Origin of the sequence: Nocardia sp. No.11 (assembly GCF_038752175.1) — a bacterium.
GTDB lineage: Bacteria > Actinomycetota > Actinomycetes > Mycobacteriales > Mycobacteriaceae > Nocardia > Nocardia canadensis.
In genome coordinates, this window is sequence record NZ_JBCGFB010000049.1 from 11,456 (window position 1) to 31,917 (window position 20,462).

21 protein-coding genes and 2 pseudogenes are annotated in these 20,462 nt (G+C 70.6%); 11 read left to right on the forward strand and 12 right to left on the reverse strand.

Features of this window, described 5'->3' with window-relative positions; translation table 11 throughout:
* Nucleotides 1-66 precede the first annotated feature (66 nt).
* Nucleotides 67-402, reverse strand: coding sequence for an STAS domain-containing protein (locus V8688_RS16985; protein WP_218719750.1), 336 nt, complete (start codon nt 400-402; stop codon nt 67-69).
* A gap of 185 nt (nt 403-587) precedes the next feature.
* On the opposite strand from V8688_RS16985, the gene V8688_RS16990 reads away from it, so the two are divergent.
* The 5 genes from V8688_RS16990 to V8688_RS17010 all read left to right on the forward strand — a co-directional run bounded on the left by V8688_RS16990 (nt 588) and on the right by V8688_RS17010 (nt 3,909).
* Nucleotides 588-1,115, forward strand: a complete 528-nt coding sequence (locus tag V8688_RS16990) for a pyridoxamine 5'-phosphate oxidase family protein (RefSeq protein WP_218719749.1) — start codon at nt 588-590, stop codon at nt 1,113-1,115.
* A gap of 142 nt (nt 1,116-1,257) precedes the next feature.
* Complete coding sequence (locus V8688_RS16995) at nt 1,258-1,626, forward strand: DUF1345 domain-containing protein (RefSeq protein WP_218719748.1); 369 nt, start codon at nt 1,258-1,260, stop codon at nt 1,624-1,626.
* 56 nt (nt 1,627-1,682) lie between these two features.
* Nucleotides 1,683-2,162 (forward strand): TrkA C-terminal domain-containing protein, encoded by a 480-nt coding sequence (locus tag V8688_RS17000; protein ID WP_218719747.1) that lies wholly within the window; start codon nt 1,683-1,685, stop codon nt 2,160-2,162.
* A gap of 60 nt (nt 2,163-2,222) precedes the next feature.
* A complete protein-coding gene (locus V8688_RS17005) occupies nt 2,223-2,705 on the forward strand; it encodes a TrkA C-terminal domain-containing protein (RefSeq protein WP_218719746.1) in 483 nt (160 codons plus the stop codon).
* A 4-nt stretch (nt 2,706-2,709) separates the two neighbouring features.
* Entirely contained in the window at nt 2,710-3,909 is a 1,200-nt protein-coding gene (locus tag V8688_RS17010) for a cation:proton antiporter (RefSeq protein ID WP_308248564.1), read from the forward strand.
* A 50-nt stretch (nt 3,910-3,959) separates the two neighbouring features.
* On the opposite strand, the pseudogene V8688_RS17015 reads toward V8688_RS17010, so the two are convergent.
* Nucleotides 3,960-4,183, reverse strand: a pseudogene (locus V8688_RS17015) (LuxR C-terminal-related transcriptional regulator); the annotation flags it as partial.
* A gap of 40 nt (nt 4,184-4,223) precedes the next feature.
* On the opposite strand from V8688_RS17015, the pseudogene V8688_RS17020 reads away from it, so the two are divergent.
* Nucleotides 4,224-4,502 (forward strand): annotated as a pseudogene (locus V8688_RS17020) (hypothetical protein); the annotation flags it as partial.
* 10 nt (nt 4,503-4,512) lie between these two features.
* Here V8688_RS17020 and V8688_RS17025 read toward each other — a convergent pair.
* The 7 genes from V8688_RS17025 to V8688_RS17055 all read right to left on the reverse strand — a co-directional run bounded on the left by V8688_RS17025 (nt 4,513) and on the right by V8688_RS17055 (nt 12,311).
* A complete protein-coding gene (locus tag V8688_RS17025) occupies nt 4,513-5,529 on the reverse strand; it encodes an iron-siderophore ABC transporter substrate-binding protein (protein ID WP_218719744.1) in 1,017 nt (338 codons plus the stop codon).
* 62 nt (nt 5,530-5,591) lie between these two features.
* Nucleotides 5,592-6,404, reverse strand: a complete 813-nt coding sequence (locus V8688_RS17030) for an ABC transporter ATP-binding protein (RefSeq protein WP_342801195.1) — start codon at nt 6,402-6,404, stop codon at nt 5,592-5,594.
* Nucleotides 6,401-7,423, reverse strand: a complete 1,023-nt coding sequence (locus tag V8688_RS17035) for an iron ABC transporter permease (protein ID WP_316575210.1) — start codon at nt 7,421-7,423, stop codon at nt 6,401-6,403. Before V8688_RS17035 ends, V8688_RS17030 begins: the two co-directional genes overlap by 4 nt.
* Nucleotides 7,420-8,430: an iron ABC transporter permease gene (locus V8688_RS17040; RefSeq protein ID WP_342801196.1), complete on the reverse strand. Its 1,011-nt coding sequence runs from the start codon at nt 8,428-8,430 to the stop codon at nt 7,420-7,422. Before V8688_RS17040 ends, V8688_RS17035 begins: the two co-directional genes overlap by 4 nt.
* 198 nt (nt 8,431-8,628) lie before the next feature.
* Nucleotides 8,629-9,549: a formimidoylglutamase gene (gene hutG, locus V8688_RS17045; RefSeq protein ID WP_342801197.1), complete on the reverse strand. Its 921-nt coding sequence runs from the start codon at nt 9,547-9,549 to the stop codon at nt 8,629-8,631.
* 10 nt (nt 9,550-9,559) lie between these two features.
* On the reverse strand, nt 9,560-10,861 hold the full coding sequence (gene hutI, locus V8688_RS17050) for an imidazolonepropionase (RefSeq protein WP_342801198.1): 1,302 nt from the start codon (nt 10,859-10,861) through the stop codon (nt 9,560-9,562).
* A gap of 13 nt (nt 10,862-10,874) precedes the next feature.
* On the reverse strand, nt 10,875-12,311 hold the full coding sequence (locus V8688_RS17055; protein WP_218719738.1) for a cytosine permease: 1,437 nt from the start codon (nt 12,309-12,311) through the stop codon (nt 10,875-10,877).
* Nucleotides 12,312-12,558: 247 nt separating this feature from the next.
* Between V8688_RS17055 and V8688_RS17060 the strand changes: the two genes are divergently transcribed.
* From V8688_RS17060 to V8688_RS17075, 4 genes are all read left to right on the forward strand, one after another.
* Entirely contained in the window at nt 12,559-13,971 is a 1,413-nt protein-coding gene (locus V8688_RS17060; RefSeq protein WP_342801199.1) for an amino acid permease, read from the forward strand.
* 41 nt (nt 13,972-14,012) lie between these two features.
* On the forward strand, nt 14,013-15,587 hold the full coding sequence (gene hutH / locus V8688_RS17065; RefSeq protein WP_342801200.1) for a histidine ammonia-lyase: 1,575 nt from the start codon (nt 14,013-14,015) through the stop codon (nt 15,585-15,587).
* 144 nt (nt 15,588-15,731) lie between these two features.
* The gene (locus tag V8688_RS17070) at nt 15,732-16,340 is read left to right on the forward strand and encodes a hypothetical protein (protein ID WP_218719735.1); all 609 of its coding nucleotides are present in this window, start codon (nt 15,732-15,734) and stop codon (nt 16,338-16,340) included.
* A 520-nt stretch (nt 16,341-16,860) separates the two neighbouring features.
* Nucleotides 16,861-17,358, forward strand: a complete 498-nt coding sequence (locus V8688_RS17075; RefSeq protein ID WP_316575205.1) for an NUDIX domain-containing protein — start codon at nt 16,861-16,863, stop codon at nt 17,356-17,358.
* Here the strand turns inward: V8688_RS17075 and V8688_RS17080 are convergent.
* Together V8688_RS17080 and V8688_RS17085 are read right to left on the reverse strand one after the other, a co-directional pair.
* Nucleotides 17,355-17,693, reverse strand: a complete 339-nt coding sequence (locus tag V8688_RS17080) for a hypothetical protein (protein WP_342801201.1) — start codon at nt 17,691-17,693, stop codon at nt 17,355-17,357. The two genes, V8688_RS17075 and V8688_RS17080, sit on opposite strands and share 4 nt — an antisense overlap.
* Nucleotides 17,694-17,701: 8 nt before the next feature.
* Nucleotides 17,702-18,265 carry a MerR family transcriptional regulator gene (locus tag V8688_RS17085; RefSeq protein ID WP_342801202.1) on the reverse strand — a complete coding sequence of 188 codons (564 nt, stop codon included), beginning with the start codon at nt 18,263-18,265 and terminating at the stop codon, nt 17,702-17,704.
* Nucleotides 18,266-18,333: 68 nt separating this feature from the next.
* On the opposite strand from V8688_RS17085, the gene acpM reads away from it, so the two are divergent.
* Nucleotides 18,334-18,639 (forward strand): meromycolate extension acyl carrier protein AcpM, encoded by a 306-nt coding sequence (gene acpM, locus V8688_RS17090; RefSeq protein ID WP_342801203.1) that lies wholly within the window; start codon nt 18,334-18,336, stop codon nt 18,637-18,639.
* A 51-nt stretch (nt 18,640-18,690) separates the two neighbouring features.
* Here the strand turns inward: acpM and hutU are convergent, their stop codons facing one another.
* Nucleotides 18,691-20,370, reverse strand: a complete 1,680-nt coding sequence (hutU, locus tag V8688_RS17095) for a urocanate hydratase (RefSeq protein WP_342801204.1) — start codon at nt 20,368-20,370, stop codon at nt 18,691-18,693.
* Between the last annotated feature and the right edge of the window lie 92 nt (nt 20,371-20,462).

Genomic DNA, 20,462 nt, shown 5'->3' on the forward strand with positions numbered 1-20,462 from the left:
CCCCACCGACGACGAACGCGCCGCCGCCCGGAGAGATTCCCCGGGCGGCGGCGCGTTTCTCGATGGTCAGGACGTGAACGACGCCAGGGCCGCGGCCAGCGTGGTGTGCATGGCGAACACCTGATCCAGGCTCGTCATCTTCAGCTGACGGCTGGTGGCCGGCCCGTCGGCGACCACCGCGATCGCGGTGTTACCCCCGGCCCGCTGATGGGCGGCGACCAAGGTCGCCATTCCCGCCGACGCCAGGAACCCGACCGCGGTCAGGTCGATCACCAGCGCCGCGGGTTTCTCGGCCAGGATCGCCTCGATCGTGGCGTCCAGCGTGGGCGCCGTCGCCAGATCGACCTCGCCGGTCACCGTCAGCACCGTGACGCCGTCGTGCACCGCCGTCGTGGTGGTCATCGTGTCCGTGAGTGGATACGCGTCTCCGGATGAGTTGGTCACGACTCAACAACACACAACTTCGCCCGAATACGCAAGCCGTCCGGATCCGGGCCGGCGTCCTGGGCCGGGCCCGCGCCTATACTCGGGAACCAGTTGTGCGTGTCCTCCACGGGCCCCGGCGGGGCCACGACGAAGGAGTGCCGATGCTGCCCGATCCCGTCGACGCCACCGATCTGAACATCTACGGCACCGACCAGCTGCCGTGGAGCCGGGTGCGCGCCGCCATAGAGAACGGACTCGCCGCGCTGGAGACCGCCCAGTTCCTCGGCACCGTCGGTCCCGACGGCAGGCCGCACTCGGCGGGCATCGGGGCGACACTGGTCGGCGAGTACTTCTACTTCACCAGCGGTCCCGGCACCCACAAGTCGCGCTACCTGGCCACCAATCCCGCCTGCACCCTGTCGTTCCGGTTCCCCGACGATGTCGATCTCGTCGTCGAAGGCACCGCGACACGCACAGTCGACCACGCCGAGATCGATCGGGTCACCGCGTGCTATCGCGACACCGGCTGGCCCGCCGAACGCGACGGTGCCGCGGTCACCGCGCCGTTCAGCGCCCAGAGCGCGGGCCCGGCCCCCTGGTACCTGTACCGCTTCACCACCCACGCCGCGGTGGGCGTGGCCCTGACCGATCCGCACGGCGCCACCCGCTGGCGGTTCGACCAACGGTAGCCACGACACCGGCCCACCGTGTTCTCCCGGGAAACGACGGCCCCGATGGTAGAGCTGGCTGCTGCTGAGCAAACAGCTGCCCGACGGGCACGCGGGAGATCTCACCACCGGATGGGTCGGTCCGCGCTGGTATGCCACGACGATGGCGCTGGTGGCCAGCGGGTCCGGCCTGGCCGCGGGCATGATCCTGATCGCCGGCCACGACGACAGCGCGGCCCTGGCGGTGTCGGCGGCCACCGTGCTGACGTCGTGGCTGATCCTGCACACCGCGTTCGCCCAGATCTACGCCCGCGCGTACTTCCCCGGCGGCGGGCTGGATTTCCCCGAATGCGCGGTGCCGGAGCTGGCCGAATTCCTGTACTTCTCGTTCACGATCGGCACCTCGTTCGCGGTCTCGGACGTGACGGTGGTGAGCCGGTCGATGCGCAAGCGGGTCACCGCGCACAGCGTGCTGAGCTTCTTCTTCAACGCGGCCGTGGTGGCCATCGCCATCGACTGGCTGAAAGGGTGAACGTCGGGTAGCGGGGTAGGTCTGGTGTTATTCGGAACTCGTCGTACTGTGAGGGCGTGAACATCGATGTGACGCCGCTACCGGGGATCGGCGTGTGCAAGGACTTTCCGCTGGCCGAGGCGCGTCGGCGGATCGGCGTGATCGAGCATCGCGACGGTTCGGTCGACCTGGTGGTCTCGCGGGCGGGTGATCCCGACACCACCACCTCGATTCCCCTGTCGGGCACCGAGATCGGGGTGCTGGCCGGTCTGCTCGGGGCGCCGCAGGTGGTGCAGAAGACCCGCGACACCCCGCTCGTCGGTGAGCTGTCGACCAGGCAGTTCGCGATCGATCGGGGCAGCCCGTTCGACGGTCGTCCGTTGCGCGACACCGCGATGCGCACCCGCACCAAGGCCTCGGTCGTGGCGGTGGTGCGCGCCGGTGACGTGACCCCGTCGCCCGGAACGGATTTCACCTTCATCGCCGGTGATCTGGTGGTCGTCGTCGGCACCGACGAGGGTCTCGACGCCGCTGGAAGGTTGCTCGACCAGGGCTGAGGCTCCGTGCGAAGGGTAAAGAGAAGGTAAGGTATCGCCTAGCTGAGGTTAGGTGATCCAATGAATGTAGATGTCACGTCCCTGCCGGGAATCGGTGTCCGGAAAGAGTTTTCGCTGACGAAGGTGGACCGCCGGATCGGTGTCGTCGACCACCGGGACGGCGGTATCGACCTGATCTTCACCAAGATCGGCGACCCGGACTCGACCGTGCAGGTTCCGTTGTCCGACACCGAGGCTCGCACCCTGGCGAGTCTGCTCGGTGCGCCCCAGCTGGTGGCGCAACTGCGCGAAGAGCACCGCGATCTCGACGGCGTGAGCACGCGCTCGCTGCCGGTGCCGCCGAACTCGCCCTACGCCGGGCGGCGCCTGGGCGAGACCGAGATGCGGACCAGGACCCTCGCCTCGATCGTGGCGGTCCTGCGGGCGGGCCAGGTGCACGCCTCGCCGGGTCCCGAGTTCGGGTTCGTCGGTGGTGACATGGTGGTCGTGGTCGGCACCAATGCCGGGCTCGACGCCGCCGCTGCGATCCTCTCCGACGGCTGAGCGCGTGCAGCTCACGGGAACCGCGCTGGCATTGATCCAGTTGGGGGCGGTGTTCTTCGGGTTGGGGGTGCTCGGGCGGATCGCCGGCAAGGTCGGCCTCTCGCCGATCCCGCTCTATCTGCTCGGGGGGCTGGTCTTCGGCACCGGCGGCCTGATCCAGTTGCACGAGGTGGAGGACTTCATCCACCTCGCCAGCGAGATCGGTGTCGTGCTGCTGTTGTTGCTGCTCGGGCTGGAGTACACCGCGGGTGAACTCGTCACGGGCATGCGCAAGTCGTGGACGGCGGGCCTGCTAGACCTGGTGCTCAACGCGACGCCGGGGGTGATCGTCGCGCTGATGCTCGGATTGGGTCCGACCGGGGCGATCGCGATGGCGGGCGTCACCTACATCTCGTCGTCGGGCATCGTCGCCAAGGTACTCAACGATCTGGGCAGGCTGGGTAACCGCGAGACGCCGACGATCCTGTCGATCCTGGTGTTCGAGGATCTGGCGATGGCCATCTACTTGCCGGTGCTGACCGCGGTGCTGGCCGGTGTCGGCTTCATGGCGGGCCTGACCACCGTGGGGATCGCGCTGGTCGCGGTGACGGTGGTGCTGGTCGTGGCGCTGCGCTACGGCAAGTACGTCTCGGCGATCGTGGCCAGCGAGGACCGGGAGATCTTCCTGCTCAAGCTGCTGGGCTCGGCGCTGCTGGTCGCCGGTGTGGCCTCGGCGGTGCAGGTGTCGGCGGCGGTCGGCGCGTTCCTGCTCGGTATCGCGATCTCCGATTCGACCGCGCACGACGCCACCAAGATCCTCGAGCCGCTGCGCGATCTGTTCGCGGCGATGTTCTTCGTGCTGTTCGGTCTGAGTACCGATCCGCGGACGATCCCGCCGGTGTTGGGCTGGGCGGTGTTGCTGGCCGTGGTCACCACCGCGACCAAGATCGCCACCGGCTGGTGGGCGGCCCAACGCGCCGGTGCCTCGCAGCTGGGCCGGGCGCGGGCCGGTGCCGCGCTGGTCGCGCGCGGTGAGTTCTCGATCGTCATCGCGGGTCTGGCGGTGGCCGCGGGCGCGGTGCCCGACGAGTTCGCCGCGCTGGCGACCACGTATGTGCTGCTGATGGCGATCATCGGGCCGATCGCGGCGCGCATCGTCGAACCGGTCATGCGGGCCACCGTCTCGCGCAAGCAGACTCTGCGCGTGGACTCCGTCGCGGAGTGACCGCTGTCGACGACCCTCGTGTGTCCGCGGCGCGGGGGCCGTCGCCGTTCTCACGGCTCGATCAGCCCGGCCCGGATCGCGTACCCGGTGAGCGCGAGCCGATCGCGCAGGCTTGGTTTCCACGCGATGTCGGCCCGGTACCGGTCGACGTTCTCGGCGCTGATCACCAGCGCGGCCGCGATAGCGCGGGCCGAGTGCCCTCGGCGATGAGCTCGAGCACCTCCTCCGCACGCGGGGTCGGAATCGCCTCGGGCAACGCCGCGCCGTAGCGGGCCGGCTGGAGGTCGGTCGGCGCGGGCACGAGGGTGCTGGCGCTGGCCTGGACCGCCACCATGGCGCCGGTGGTCGAGGGCATCGTCGCCGGTGCCCCCGACCCCGAGACCGGGCGATCGCTGTGGTGGGCCTTCGCCGCCGGCGCCGACTTCGGCGGCCACGGCACCGTCGTCGCGGCCGGTGCGAACGTCGTCGCCCTCGGCATCGCCGCCCGCGCCGGCCAGCGGGTCTCCTTCTGGCAGTTCACCCGCTACGGCATCCTGGTCACCGTGCTCAGCACGACGATGGCCTGGCTCTCTGGCCGGCTGCGCTACTTCTGATCCCGCGCGCTCACTCGGCGGGCAGCGGCACGCCGGTGGCCTGGGCGATGTCGGCCAGCATCCGCTGCGCCGCCTGCACGCCGATGCCCGACATCCAGGTCTCGTCCGGCACCTCGTAGACCTTGCCGTTCTGCACCGCGGCCAGATCGCGCCACACCGGGCTGCTGGTGACGGCGTTCTTGGGCGTCTTGCCCGGGTCGTCGATGGTGGCGACGAAGATGAGGTCGGCGTCGGCGCCGTCGATCTGTTCCGGGCTCACCTCGAGCATGGTCTTCTTGGTGTCGCTCGAGACCTGGTTGGCCGGTCGCGTGAGACCGACATCGGCCAGTACGACACCGCTGAACGACTGCGTCAGATACAGCCGGGTCGGGCCGGCCAGGAAGCGGACCACCGAGGCCGACGGGGTGACGCCGTTGTTCTTCGCCTTGATCGCCGCGCCCAGCGCCTGCGCGCGGGTCTCGTACTTGCGCAGCGCGTCCGCGGCCTGCTGGTCGAGGCCGAGGGCCTTGGCGTGCACGGCCAGGTTGGCCTTCCACGGGCCGCCGGTGGTCTCGGTGAACACGGTCGGCGCGATCCCGCTGAGCTTGTCGTAGATCTTCTCGTGCCGGATCTTCGAGGACAGGATCAGGTCGGGCTTCAGCGAGGCGATCCGCTCGAGATTCGGCTCGAGCAGCGGGCCGACATCGGTGACGCCGTCCAGGCCCGCCTTCAGGTAGTCGGGGAAGCCGCCCGCGGTCTTGGTGTGCGGGATGACCGCGCCGACCGGCGTCACGCCGAGCAGGGTGGTCGAGTCGAGTTCGGCGGTGTCGAGGACGACCACGCGCTGCGGGACGCGCGGGATGGTCACCTGGCCCATGACGGTGTCGAGGGTGCGCGGGAAGCTGGTCGCGTCGGCGGCGGTGTTCGTGCCGCCGGTCGTGGCGGTGTCGGTGCCGCAGCCGACGAGCGTGCCGAACGCGATGAGCGCGCCCGCGGCGACGGTGCCTGCCCGGCGGAGTCCGCGGGCGCGGAGACGTCGAAGGGACATGACGGTCCTCATTTCTGGTGGGGGACGCCGGCGACCCGGAGTGGGCCGCCGGGGAGGGGAGGTCAGACGCGGGCCCGGGCCGCCCGGCCCAGCGGCACCACCAGCGGTGTCCCGGTTTCCGGATCGGGGATCACCCGGCACTCCACGTCGAAGACGGTGCGCACCAGGTCGGCGTCGAGCACCTGCGCCGGCGGACCGGCCGCGGCCAGCGCGCCGTCGCGCAGGACCACCAGGTGATCGGCGTAGCGGGCGGCCTGGCCGAGATCGTGCAGCACCATGATCACCGTGCGGCCCGCGTCGGCGTTGAGATCGGCGACCAGGTCGAGCACGTCGAGTTGGTGGCGCAGATCCAGGAAGGTGGTCGGCTCGTCGAGCAGCAGCAGATCGGTGTCCTGGGCCAGTGCCAGGGCGATCCAGGCGCGTTGCCGCTGTCCGCCGGAGAGCTGGTCGACGGACAGGTCCCGCAGCGCGGTGGTGCCCGTGCGCGCCATCGCCTCCTCGACCGCGGCCTGGTCGCTCGCCGACCAGGGTCGCAGCATCTTCTGATGGGGGTAGCGGCCCAGGCGCACCAACGCTTCGACGGTGATGGCCTCGGGGGTGATCGGCTGCTGGGGGAGCAGGCCCAGACGCAAGGCCAGGGTGCGGGCGGACATCCGGTGGATGTCGGCGCCGTCGAGGGTGACGGTGCCGCCCGCGGGCCGCAGCAGCCGGGTCAGGCCGCGCAGCAGCGTCGACTTGCCGCAGGCGTTGGGGCCGACGATCGCGGTGACGGCGTGCCCGGGCAGTACCAGGTCGAGGCCGTCGATGATGGTGCGCTCGCCGTAGCGCAGGGCCAGGTCGCGGGTGGCGAGTTCGTTGCGCGGTTGCTCGGTCATGCGGTCCTCCGATTCGCCGGGTTGCTGTCGCGCACGAGCAGCCACAGCAGCCACGGTGCGCCGACGGTCGTGGTGACGACGCCGACCGGCAGTCCCCGCACCGGCAGCAGGTTCTGCGCGATGAAGTCGGCGGCGGTGAGCAGGGTCGCGCCGGCCAGACCGGTGACGGCGAGGGTCGCCGCCGTCGGTGGCCCGCACAGCAGTCGCACCAGCTGCGGCACGGCGAGCGCGACGAACACGATCGGCCCGGAGATGGCCACGGCCAGCGCCGCCAGCGCCACCGCGGTACACAGCAGCCGCAGCCGCGCCCCCGAGACGCCGACGCCGAGACCGCCCGCCGAGTCGTCGCCGAGGTCGAGCACGGCCAGGGTGCGGTACTGCACGCACAGGGCGACGAGTACGACGACGGAGCCGAGGGCGGCGCCGGTGACCTCCGGCCAGGTGCGGCCGTAGAGCGAACCGGCGGTCCAGTGCATCGCCGATCCCGCCAGCTCCCGGGGGAAGCGCACGATCACCAGATTCACCGCCGCGGCGAGTCCGGCCTGGATCGCCAGGCCGACCAGCACCAGCCGGGCGGTGGACAACTGCGACCGCCACCCGATCGCGCCGAGCGCGACCGCGGCGACCATGCCGCCCGCCAGCGCGGCGAGCGGAATCGAGTACTGGCTCGCGCCCGCGGCCAGCACGACCACCGCGCCGAGCGAGGCGCCGCCGGTCACGCCGATCACGTCGGGGGAGGCGAGCGGATTGCGGAACAGCCGTTGCAGCACCCCGCCCGCCACGGCCAGCCCGGCGCCCGCGACGACACCCGCCGCGATCCGGGGCGCGCGGAACTCCTGCACGACGTAGACGTCTCCGCGATCGCCGAGCCCGATCGCGGCCCGCAGCGCGGTGAGCGCGTCCATCGACACCTCGCCGGTGGCGAGCGCGACGGTCACGAGCGCCAGCAGCGCGACGGTCAGGACCACGGCGAGCAGCCGGACCCGCGCGGTCGTCGAAGTGGTTACCAGGGTGGTCATCGGCGCACCTTCCGCGTCGCGAGCACGGCCAGCAGCGGCGCCCCGAGGAACGCCGTGACGATGCCGACCTCGACCTCTGTCGGGCGCATGATCATCCGGCCGACGATGTCGGCGCTCAGCAGCAACAGCGGACCGGCGAGCAGGCAGCCGGGCACCAGCACCCGGTGATCGGTGCCCGCGACCAACCGCACCAGATGCGGCGCGGCCAGCCCGATGAACGCGATCGGCCCGGCCACGGCCACCGCGGTGCCGGCCAGCAGGACGACCGCGACCATGCCCGCGACCCTGATCCGGGTGACCGGCACGCCCAGCGCCTCGGCCGCTTCGTCGCCGAGGGCCAGCGCGTTGAGCCCGGAGGTGATCGCCAGCCCGACGACCGCGCCGACCGCGAACAGCGGCAGCAGCGGAATCAGCACCGACAGTTCACGTCCCGCGATGGAACCGACCAGCCAGAAGCGGGCCTCGTCGAGGGTGCGCTCGCTGAACAGCAGGACCGCCGAGGTCCACGAGGCCAGCACCAGCTGCACGACGGTGCCGCCCAGCACGAGCCGGATCGGGTCCAGATCGCCGGACCGGCGCCCGAGGGTCAGGGTGGTCGCCGCCGCGACGGCGGCGCCGGCGAAGGCGAACCAGACGTACTGTCCGGGCTGGCTCAGGCCGAGCGCGTAGATGGCGGTGACCACGGCCAGCGCGGCCCCGGCGTTGATTCCGAGGGTCGTCGGCGCGGCCAGCGGATTGCGGCTCACCCCCTGCACGACGGCGCCGGCCAGGCCCAGCGCGGCCCCGACCACGAGCCCGACGACCGTGCGCGGCCACCGCATTCCGGTGATCACCGCGGCATCCCGATCGGTGCCGTGGCCCAGGATGGCGTCGACGACGGTGCCGACGGGCACCGACCGGGAGCCGAGCGCGAGACTCAGTACGACGCACAGCGTCAGCGCGGCGGCGCCGAGCGCGAAGACCGCGGTACGGCGCAGCGCCGGACTTCGCAGGACGGGAGTGGACACGGTGGGCATTCCTCATCGCGCACGACCGAGCGCACCTGGCCGTCGGGCAGGCGGAAGACGCTGTGGTGCGTGCGGATCGGTCGACGGGCGGGTGCGAGGCGACGGCGCGGTCGTCACCACCGCCGAGATGCGAAGGTTGCGAACCGGATCGCGAGAGACTTTAGGGTAGGCAAGCCTTAATGCGCAAGATCGTCGAGCTCAGCCACGCACGTGCCGGGTGACGAGGCGGTGCAGCAGCCGGGCCGCGGTGCGGGCGGTGCGCTGGTCGATATCGAGGTCCGGATTGAGTTCGGCGACATCGACGACGGCGAGCCTGCCGGAGGCGGTGACCTGGTCGCAGACGGCCTGGATCGTCGAGAGCGGGACACCGTAGGCGGCGGGCGCGCTGACCCCCGGCGCGACCGCGGCGGGCAGGACATCGAGGTCGATGGTCAGGTAGAGCAGATCGATCCCGGCCAGGAACTCCGCGACGAACGCGGCGACCCGCTCCGGCGCGCAGTCGTCGTCGAGCAGATATCGCACGCCGAACCGGTCGGCGGTGTCGAACAGGACGGTGGTGTTACTGGGCTGACTGATCCCCAGCACCGCGTACCGCACGTCGGGATCGCGCTCGAGGATCTGCCGGAACGGGGTCCCGGAGCTGGGCACCGGATCGGGGCGCAGGTCGAAATGCGCGTCCAGATTGAGGATTCCGACGATCGTGCCCGGTGCGCGCCGCGCCGCGCCCGCCACCCCGAGGTAGGTCCCGTAGGCGACTTCGTGCCCGCCGCCGAGTACGACCGGGAACGCGCCCGCGTCCAGCAGCTCCGACACCGTCGCGCCCAGCCGGCGCTGGCCGTCCTCGAGCCGGCCGTCGGTGACGGCGACCGTGCCCGCGTCGAAGGCGCGCAGTGCCGTGCCGAGCGCCATCGGCGACAGCGCCCGGCGCAACGCCTCCGGGCCTTGCGCGGCACCGGTTCTGCCCTTGTTGCGCCGCACCCCTTCGTCACTGGCGAAGCCGACGAACACGCACGCGCCGGGATCGGTGCCCGGCGTGTACGGGGCGACGGCCTGGTGCCAGCGCAGGTGGTCGGGAGTGGTGCCGTCGATCCGGCCGGTCCACGCGGAGTCGGATGTCATCGGGTGGACCTCATTTCGTGGCGGCGAGCGCGCCGCCGCGCCACACCTGGTCGATCAGCGGAACACCCGGGCGGTAGGCCAGGTGCAGGTGGGAGGGGGCGTCGAGCGCGATCGCGTCGGCGCGCGCGCCGGGCGTCAGCGCGCCGATGTCGGTGCGGCGCAGTGCGCGTGCGCCGCCCGCGGNCGGAACACCCGGGCGGTAGGCCAGGTGCAGGTGGGAGGGGGCGTCGAGCGCGATCGCGTCGGCGCGCGCGCCGGGCGTCAGCGCGCCGATGTCGGTGCGGCGCAGTGCGCGTGCGCCGCCCGCGGTCGCCGCCCAGACGGCTTCGTCGGGAGTCATGCGCAGTTCGCGCACCGCCAGCGCGATGCAGAACGGCAGGCTCGTCGTGTAGCTCGTGCCGGGATTGCAGTCCGCGCCCAGCGCCACGGTGACACCGGCGTCGAGCAGAGCGCGCGCGTCGGGATAGCTGTTGCGCGTGCAGAAGTCGGCACCCGGCAGCAGGGTGGCCACGGTCTGGCTGCTCGCCAGCGCGTCGATATCGGCGGCGTTCACATGTGTCACGTGATCCACCGACGCGGCGCCGAGTTCCACCGCGAGTCGCACGCCGGGACCCTGGTGCAGCTGGTTGCCGTGCACGCGCGGTACCAGACCGTGCGCGATGCCCGCCGAGAGTACGGCGTGCGCCTGATCGCGGTCGAACGCGCCCTGCTCGCAGAACACGTCGATCCACCGGGCGTGCGGCGCGCACGCCGGGATCATCTCGGCGCACACCATCGCCACGTAGTCGTCGGCGCGCCCGGCGTACTCCGGCGGCGGCACGTGGGCGGCGAGCAGGGTCACCTCGTCGGTGAACCGGCCCGCGATCCGCACGCTGCGCAGTTCGTCGGCGACGGTCTGGCCGTAGCCGCTCTTGCATTCGACCGTCGTGCTGCCCGCGCGCAGCGACTCGTCCATCAGTCGTGCCACGTTCGCGGCGAGCTGCTCGTCGGTCGCGGCGCGGGTGGCCTCGATGGTGGTGCGGATGCCGCCGGCGCCGTAGGGGCGCCCAGCCATCCTGGCCGCGAACTCTTCGGCCCGGTCTCCCGCGAACACCAGGTGCGAATGGGTCTCGACGAAACCGGGCAGCACGGCGCGCCCGCCGAGGTCGACGCCGGTGTCGGCGGCGGGCGCGTCGGCGCTGTCGCCGACCCACACCACCGTCGCGTCGTCGAAGACGACGGCGGCGTCGCGGCGCAGGCCGAGCGGGCCGTCGCCCAGGGCGGGGTCGTTGGTGACCAGGGTGCCGATGCCGGTCAGTGCGGTGGTGGGCACTGGGGGAGTCCTCCTAGGTGCGGGTGTCGACCATGTCGGTGTGCGCGGGGTAGATCATCCGCGCGGGCGGGTTGGCGGTGCGCCGGGCGACCGGGTAGTAGATCGCCGCGGTGAACACGATGCCGACGATCCAGGAGATGTCGGCGCCGCCGAGCAGCTCGGTGATCGGACCGGTGTAGAGCTTCTGGGCCAGGAACGGGATCTGGGCCAGCACGCCGAGGCCGTAGCAGGCCAGCGCGGGCACGTTCCAGGCGCCGTAGCGGCCGTGCGGGTCGTAGAGCGCGGGCAGGTCGACCCGTTCCTTCGAGATCAGGTAGTAGTCGATCAGGTTGATCGCGCTCCACGGCGTGAACACCATCAGCAGCACGAGCACGAAGTTCTTGAAATTGTTCAGGAAGTCCGCGCTGGCGGCGATCGCGATCAGCATCGACACACCGACGAACCCGACGATGTAGAGCGTGCGGGCACGGGTGGAGATCTGCGATCGTCCGTCGAAGGCGGTGACGGTGGTCAGGATGGACATGAACCCGCCGTAGGCGTTGAGCACGTTGACCGTCAGCTTGCCCACCACGATCACCAGATAGACGCAAAAGGCGAGCAGCGCGGGCCCCGCCAGCTCACCCAGGAACCCGACCTGGTCGGCCAGGAAGGCCTTGCCCGCGACCGCGGCCACCAGCGCGCCGAAGGTCATCGCCCACTGCGAGCCGAGCACGCTGCCGAGGAACGTCGACCAGAAGGTGGTGCGCTCGCTGGTGCTGCGTGGCAGATAGCGGGAGTAGTCGGCGACGTACGGGCCGAAGGTCAGCTGCCAGCCCGCGCCGAGGGAGATGGCGAGCAGGAAGGTGACGACGTCGAAGCCGATCACCCCGACGAAGTCGCCGACCGGGTACTCGGCGAACAACCGCACCGTCAGGTAGGTGAAGCCGACGATCCCGATCACGGTCGCGATTCGCCCGACGACGTGGATCAGCCGGTATCCGGTGACCGCTACGAACGCCGTCAGCGCGCCGAAGATCACGATGCCGATCACCGGGTTGGCCACGTGCAGCATGTTGTTGACCGCCTGCCCGGCCAGCACCGTGCCGGTGGCCGCGAAGCCCAGGTACATCAGGATCACCAGCACCAGTGGCACGACCGCGCCCTTGACCCCGAACTGGGCGCGGCTCGAGATCATCTGCGGCAACCCCATGCGCGGACCCTGCGCGGAATGCAGTGCCATCACGACGCCGCCGACGACGTTGCCGAGCAGCAATCCGACGATCGCCCACAGCGCGTCGGCGCCGAACACGACCGCGAGCGCGCCGTCGACGACCGCCGTGATCTGCATGTTCGCCCCGAACCAGAGCGTGAACTGGCTGCGCGGGGTGCCGTGCCGTTCGCTGTCGGGTACGACGTCGATGGTGCGGCGTTCGGGGGTGAGGAGGTCCTCGGAACTGCCGGAGCTGGTCATAGCGGCCTGTCTTTCTGCGGTGACGCCGTCGAGCGTGTGGCCGGCGCGTGTGCGCTGGATCACGTCCGATATGTATATGCCTGTATAGACAGGTACGTCAAGCGTTAGGCTGCCCGGCGATCGGCCGCGCGTTGACACGGCTGTATATACAGGTTTATACATGTAGCGGTCGTTGTGACCGGCCCCACAGGCGAATCCGACGGGTATCACCCGATCCGTGCGCCTTTCCGAATCCCGGGAGAATGGTGTGAACAAGCCCGTTGCTGTGCTGACGCGAGGACTCACCGCGCGTCACATCCGTTTCATCGCGCTCGGCTCGGCCATCGGCACCGGCCTGTTCTACGGTTCGGCGGAGGCCATCCACCGGGCGGGCCCGTCGGTGTTGCTCGCCTATCTGATCGGCGGCGCCGCGATCTACCTCGTGCTGCGCGCCCTCGGCGAGATGGCGGTGAGCAATCCGGTCTCCGGCTCGTTCGGCGAGTACGCCAGCAAGCACCTCGGCCCGCTGGCCGGGTTCGTCACCGGCTGGACCTACACCTTCGAGATGCTCATCGTGTGTCTGGCCGACGTCACCGCGTTCGGCGTCTACATGGGCTTCTGGTTCCCCGACGTGCCCCGCTGGATCTGGGTGCTGTCGATCATCTTCTTCATCGGCGCGATCAACCTGCTCAGCGTCAAGGTGTTCGGCGAGGTCGAGTTCTGGTTCAGCCTGGTCAAGATCGTCGCCATCGTGGCCATGATCGCCGGCGGCATCGCCATCCTGATCTTCGGTTTCGGCCTGCACGACACCAGCGGCGGCGTGCAGAACCTGTGGGCCGACGGCGGCTTCTTCCCGACCGGCTTCGGTGGTTTCGTGGCCTGCTTCGCCATCGTCATGTTCGCCTTCGGTGGCACCGAGATCATCGGCATCACCGCCGGGGAGGCCGAGGACCCGCAGCGCACCATCCCGCGCGCGATCAACACCGTGCCCGTGCGGATCATCCTGTTCTACGTGCTCACCCTCGCGGTGATCATGGCGATCGAGCCGTGGCAGACCATCGGCGACGAGGGCAGCCCGTTCGTGCAGATCTTCCAGAGTCTGGGCCTGGGCCCCGCGGCGGCCGTGCTCAACGTCGTGGTGATCACCGCGGCCCTGTCGGCCATCAACAGCGACATCTTCGGCGCGGGCCGGATGATGTACGGCATGGCCCAGCGCGGCCAGGCGCCCGCGGTCATGCGGCAGGTCTCGCGCAACGGGGTGCCGTGGATGACGGTGGTCATCATGACCGTCACCCTGCTGGTCGGCGTGCTGCTCAACTACCTGATCCCGGACAGGGTATTCCTGGTGATCGCCTCGATCGCCACCTTCGCGACCATCTTCGTCTGGCTGATGATCCTGTTCTCGCAGTACCGCTCGCGGCAGCGGATGTCGGCCGCCGAGGTCGCCGCGCTGAAGTTCCCGGTGCCGCTGTGGCCCTACGGGCAGCTGATCACCATCGGCTTCCTGATGTTCGTGATCGCGGTGATCGCCTTCGACGCCGACAGCCGGGTGGCGCTGGTCGTCGGCGCGGTCTGGCTGGTGCTGCTGTGGGTGGCCTACCGGCTCTGGGTCCGCCCTGGCCCGCCCACCGAGGCGCCCGCACCGGTCGCCGCGCCGGAGCCCGTCGCCGATATCGCCTGAGAGATCTTGTCCCGCACCTCGTTCGGAATGGAGAAAACATAGTGAGCATCGACTCGGACCGGACCGCACCGGTCGCGGTGGAACCGGTCGTCGTCGGCACGGGGCCGGTGGCGCCCCAGGACGTGGTCCGGGTGGCCAGGGACGGTGTCGCGGTGCGGCTGTCCGAGCAGGCCCTCGCGGCGATCGGCGAGAGCCGCAGGCGGATCGAGGCCTTGGCGGCCGACCCCAAGCCGGTCTACGGCGTGTCCACCGGCTTCGGCGCGCTCGCCGTGCGCCACATCCCGCTCGAGCTGCGTCAGCAGTTGCAGCGCAGCCTGGTCCGCTCGCACGCGGCCGGTTCCGGCGCCGAGGTGGAGCGGGAGGTGGTGCGCGCGCTGATGCTGCTGCGCCTGTCGACCCTGGCCACCGGCCGCACCGGCGTGCGTCCGGTCGTCGCCGAGACCTACGCCGCGCTGCTGTCGGCGGGGATCACCCCGGTGGTCTACGAGTACGGCAGTCTCGGCTGTTCCGGTGACCTCGCGCCGCTGGCCCACGTGGCGCTGGCCGTCCTCGGTGAGGGCACGGTCCGCGACGCCGACGGCGAGCTGCGGTCCGCCGCCGAGGCGCTGGCGGACGCGGGCATCGCGCCGGTGGAGCTGGAGGAGAAGGAAGGGCTGGCACTGATCAACGGCACCGACGGCATGCTCGGCATGCTGGTGCTGGCCTGCCACGATCTGCGGCAGTTGCTGCGGCTGGCCGATGTCACCGCGGCCATGAGCGTGGAGGGTCTGCTCGGCACCGACAAGGTCTTCGCCGCCGACCTGCAGGCGCTGCGCCCGCAGCCCGGCCAGGCCGTGGCGGCCGCCAATATGACCCGCCTGCTGGCCGATTCGGCGATCGTCGCCAGTCACGCGACCCCCGACTGCACCGTCGTGCAGGACGCCTACTCGCTGCGCTGCGCGCCGCAGGTGGCCGGTGGCGCCCGCGACACCCTGGCCCACGCCGAACGCGTCGCCGGATACGAATTGGCCAGTGCCGTCGACAATCCCGTCGTCACCCTCGACGGCCGCGTCGAATCCAACGGCAACTTCCACGGCGCGCCCGTCGCCTATGTCCTGGACTTCCTGGCGATCGTCGTCGCCGATGTCGCCAGTATCAGCGAACGCCGCACCGACCGCTTCCTGGACAAGGCCCGCAACCACGGCCTGCCCCCGTTCCTGGCCGACGATCCCGGCGTCGACAGTGGTCACATGATCGCCCAGTACACCCAGGCGGCCATCGTCTCCGAACTCAAGCGTCTCGCGGCCCCCGCCTCGGCCGACTCGATCCCGTCCTCGGCCATGCAGGAGGATCACGTCTCCATGGGCTGGTCGGCCGCCCGCAAACTCCGCCGCGCCATCGACGGTCTCACCCGCGTCCTGGCCATCGAGGCCCTCACCGCCGCCCGCGCCCTGGACCTGCGCGCCCCGCTCGCCCCGGCCCCGGCCACCGCCGCCGTCCGCGACGCCCTGCGCACGCAGGTCCCCGGACCCGGCCCCGACCGCTACCTCGCCCCGGAAATCGACGCCGCCTACCACCTCGCCGGCTCCGGCGCCCTCCTCACCGCCGCCGAATCCGTCACCGGCCCCCTGGGCTGACCGTTCCCCGACCCTGGGCCCCGGCGAATTCACCGGGGCCCAGATCATTTTCGGCACGATCCGGTGCTCACCGTCGATCCACATCGTCGAACGCCAAGACTGGTACGTTCGTATCGGACTTGCCGATTCGCGGGGGTATCGACCATGTTGTCGCTGTACGACTATCAACTGGCAATGCTGAACCCGATGTGCGATTCGGCCCCGGTCCAGGCGGCGGAACTGCTTCGGACGCTGGGGGTTACCCGTGCCGAGACCGCCGACGCCGCGCAACGCTACCGATCGGCGCCGCGGCGCGCATTCGACGACTACCTGGCGGCCTGGGGTGCACCCGAATCGCTGACCGTCGCGGCCTTCAACCGGAACATGGACATGCGGACCGCGCGGTGGAACCTGTCCTTCTGGCCGGACCTGCACATCGAACTGAGCAGCCCCCACGAACGATCCGTCTTCCGGCACTTCGTTCGCCGACCACACCTCCCACCCATGGTTCCGCGCTCGCTGGACGACCTCACCCCGTGGTCGTGTACCGCCGCCGAATTCTCGGCGGGCGGACTCGGTCCGATCGACCACGTCGATGGATTCGGCGGGATCGGCGACGTCTCGGCCTTCGCCGTCAGCGACCCGCACTCCCACGAGATCCGCACATACTGGGCATATTTCGACTGGAGCCTGCTCCAGGGGGTCGAACCAGCCCCCGACACGTACGTGTGGGATCCGTGCTGCGACGGCAGTACCGGGCAGCCACGGACATGAGCCCGGCTCTGTCGGAAGGGGCGACGTCGTCGGCCGAGTTGCTCGGCACGCTCGGGGTGACCCGCGCGGAGACCGCGCCGGCGGAGCGGCGGCTTCGGCGGGCGCCGCTCCGCCGTCTCGACGACGTCACCAGACGCCTCGTCCGCCGTGGCGAATTCCCGCGCCCTCCCACGGAATCGGTGGCCGCCGTGCGGCCCTGGTCGTGCACCTACGACGAATTCGTCGGCCACCGGCACATCCACTACGTCGACGGGCTGCGGTCGATCCGGGATATCGACGCGTTCGTCGCGCCCGATCCGGAGTCGGGCCGCCCCCGCGTGTACTGGGCGAGGTTCGACTGGTCGCTGCTGCAATCGATCGAGCCGGCGCCCCGAGGAATACGTGTGGGAGCCGTGCGACGAGTGCGACGGACCCGGCCGGTGGGTCCGGGCGCCGACCATGACGATGCCGAGCGGCGGCGGGGCTGCCGCGATCGGGCATGGTGGAGGTGCTCCCGCTCGTCGACTGAACAGGAATCACCATGGCTGCGACCGCAGATCACCGCGAACCGACTGTGCGGCACTCGATCCGGCTGGTCCTGCTCGACGACCAGGACCGGCTCCTGCTGTTCTCCGGCGTCGACGAGGCCGACGGCCACACCTTCTGGTACCCGATCGGTGGTGGCACCGAGGACGGTGAGACCCCGCAGCAGACAGCCGCCCGCGAGGCATTCGAGGAAACCGGCCTCACCGACCTCGTCGTCGGCCCCGAACTCTGGCGCCGCCGCGCCTTCGCCACCTGGGGCGGCACCACCTACGACTGCCGTGAACGCTACTTCCTCGCCCGGGTCCCCGCGTTCGACATCGACACCTCCGGCTTCACCGAGGTCGAACGCGCCACCGTCACCGGCCATCGCTGGTGGACCCTGGCCGACCTCGCCGACAATCCCGACCGCGTCGTCCCCCGTGACCTGCCCACCCGGCTGGCCGATCTCCTGCTGACCGGCCCACCCGCCGAACCGATCACCCTCGACCCCTAGTGGGCCGCCGGGGCGGCCAGCGCGCCGCGCACCCAGTCGAGCGCGCGGCCCACGGTGATCCGGTCACCGACGAGCTGTGCGGTCAGGGTCCAATAGCGCTGGACGCGATGATCTGGGGTGTCGAACAGCAACCGCTCGCGGAACTCCCGGGAATCGCGCAGGCCCCGGGCATCGGCGTGAGCTTCGACGAAGCGATCGAGTTCGCTGCCCGGCCGTGGCCGGGCGTCGTCCGCGACCCGGGCCACCACTTCTTCGAGCACCGCGGCCACCTCGGCGTACAGCGCGCGCGGGTCGCGGACCGGCTCCGGCCGATCCCACCAGAGATGCTGTCGCACCGCCACAGTCATGTCCCGGCCGCCCGCGAGCGCGGCCAGCTCGGCATAGGCGACGACCTGGTCGACGGTCGGATCGGCGGGCGGTTGCGCACATTCCACCCCACGTAGCGGTCGACCTCGCCGCGCTCGATCGGCGCGAGGATCCGCCGCCAGAACCGCACGAGATCGTCGTGCAGCGCACCGCCGTCCTGGGCGGCGGCCAGCAGCGCGAGCCGCTCGTCCCGCTGCGCAGGCGCCGCAGCGCCGAGCGCCGCCAACGACGCCCTGCGCCACGTCACCGACCTGAATTCGACCTCGACCCTGGCGCTTTCGGCCTCGAGGGCCTCCGCCAGCGCTCGCTCACCGCGCAGGACTTCGGTGATCGATCCCAACCCCAGCCCGAACGCGCGCAACCGCCAGATCAGCAGCAGCCGTTCGACGGCGCCGTCGGCCTCGAACTGCCGATGCCCGCCCGGACTGCGCCGGGCATCGAGAACGCCTTCATCGCAATAGAACCGGATCGTGCGCACCGAAAAGCCCCTCCGGCGGGCCAGGTCCCCGATGCTGATCAGCGCGTGTGTGTCGTCGGTCACTATCCCTTGAACCTCCACCGCGGTGGAGCTTTTGCCGTACCGGTATCACCCACCGGACAAGGAGATTCGTGGCTACCACGCAGGAAGAGATCGTCGCAGGCATCGCCGAGATCGTCGAAGAGGTCACCGGCATCGACGCCGAGGAGGTGACGCCGGAGAAGTCCTTCGTCGAGGAACTGGAGATCGACTCGCTGTCGCTGGTCGAGATCGCCGTCCAGCTCGAGGACAAGTACGCCGTCGAGATCCCCGACGAGGACCTGGCGAGTCTGCAGACGGTCGGCGACGCGGTCGCCTATGTGCAGCGGATGGAGGCCGCGCAGCCTCACCTCGCCGCGGAGATGGAGGCGAGGTTCCGGGCGGCACAGGAGGAGTGAGCCGACACTGCCGCCCCCGCCGGCGCACGGTGCGGGCGGCAGTGCGGGGGATCAGTTCTCCTGCATCGGAATACGTACCCCGCGCTCGCGGGCGATGTCGGCGGCGTGTTCGTAACCCGCGTCGACGTGGCGGATGACGCCCATGCCCGGGTCGTTGGTGAGGACCCGCTCGAGCTTCTGGGCGGCCAGCGCGGTGCCGTCGGCGATGCACACCTGACCGGCGTGGATGGACCGGCCCATGCCGACGCCGCCGCCGTGATGGATCGACACCCAGGAGGCGCCGGAGGCGGTGTTGAGCAGGGCGTTGAGCAGGGGCCAGTCGGCGACGGCGTCGGAACCGTCGGCCATCGCCTCGGTCTCGCGGTAGGGGGAGGCCACCGAGCCGGAGTCGAGGTGGTCGCGGCCGATGGCCAGCGGCGCGGAGAGCTCGCCGGAGGCGACCATCTCGTTGAACTTCAGGCCCGCGCGGTGGCGCTCGCCGTAGCCGAGCCAGCAGATGCGCGCGGGCAGTCCCTCGAACTGCACCTTCTCCCCGGCCATGGTGATCCATCGCTTCAGGTGCTCGTTCTCGGGGAACAACTCCATGATGGCCCGATCGGTGGCGGCGATGTCCTTCGGATCACCCGACAGCGCGGCCCAGCGGAACGGGCCCAGGCCCTCCTCGAACAGTGGCCGGATGTAGGCGGGCACGAAGCCGGGGAACGCGAAAGCCCGGTCGTAGCCGCCCTTGCGGGCCTCGTCACGGATCGAGTTGCCGTAGTCGAAGACCTCGGCGCCCTTGTCCAGGAACCCGACCATCGCCTCGACGTGCTTGGCCATCGACGCCTGCGCCTCGGTGGTGAACCACGCCGGATCCTTCTCGGCCAGGGTGTGCCAGTCCTCGAGCGCGACCCCGAGCGGCAGGTAGGACAGCGGATCGTGGGCCGAGGTCTGGTCGGTCACGATGTCGATCGGGGCGTCCATGGCCAGCAGCCGCGGGAACACCTCGGCCGCGTTGCCGACCAGGCCGATCGACAGCGCGCGCCGCTCGTCACGGGCCGCGATCGCGAGCGCGAGCGCCTCCGGCAGAGTGTCGGCCTTGGTGTCGAGGTAGCCGTGCGCGATCCGCCGATCGATGCGGGCCGGATCGCAGTCCACGCAGAGCGCGACGCCCTCGTTCATCGTCACCGCCAGCGGCTGCGCGCCGCCCATGCCGCCGACACCGGCGGTGAGGGTGATGGTGCCGGCCAGGGTGCCGCCGAATCGCTTGCGCGCCACCGCGCCGAAGGTCTCGTAGGTGCCCTGGAGAATGCCCTGGCTGCCGATGTAGATCCACGAGCCCGCGGTCATCTGGCCGTACATCATCAGGCCGAGCTGTTCGAGCTTGCGGAAGTCCTCCCAGTTCGCCCAGTCGCCGACCAGGTTGGAGTTGGCGAGCAGCACGCGCGGCGCCCACTCGTTGGTGCGGAACACCCCGACCGGCTTGCCGGACTGCACCAGCAGGGTCTCGTCGTCGGCGAGGGTCTCGAGGGTCCGCACGATCGCGTCGAAGGCCGCCCAGCTGCGCACCGCGCGGCCGGTGCCGCCGTAGACGACGAGGTCGTCGGGACGCTCGGCGACCTCGGGATCGAGGTTGTTCATCAGCATCCGCAGAGCACCCTCCTGCTGCCAGCCCCGCGTGTGCAGCTGCGGTCCGCGCGGCGCGGACACGGGCCGGGGGCCGGATTCGGGCTGGGTGGCGGCGTCGGTCATCGGTTCACTCCTCGGAAATGACGGCTGTGTCCTGGGTCACTGGAATCCAGACTAGTGGTATAGTCCTGTATATACAAGTAGCTGTCAAGCGT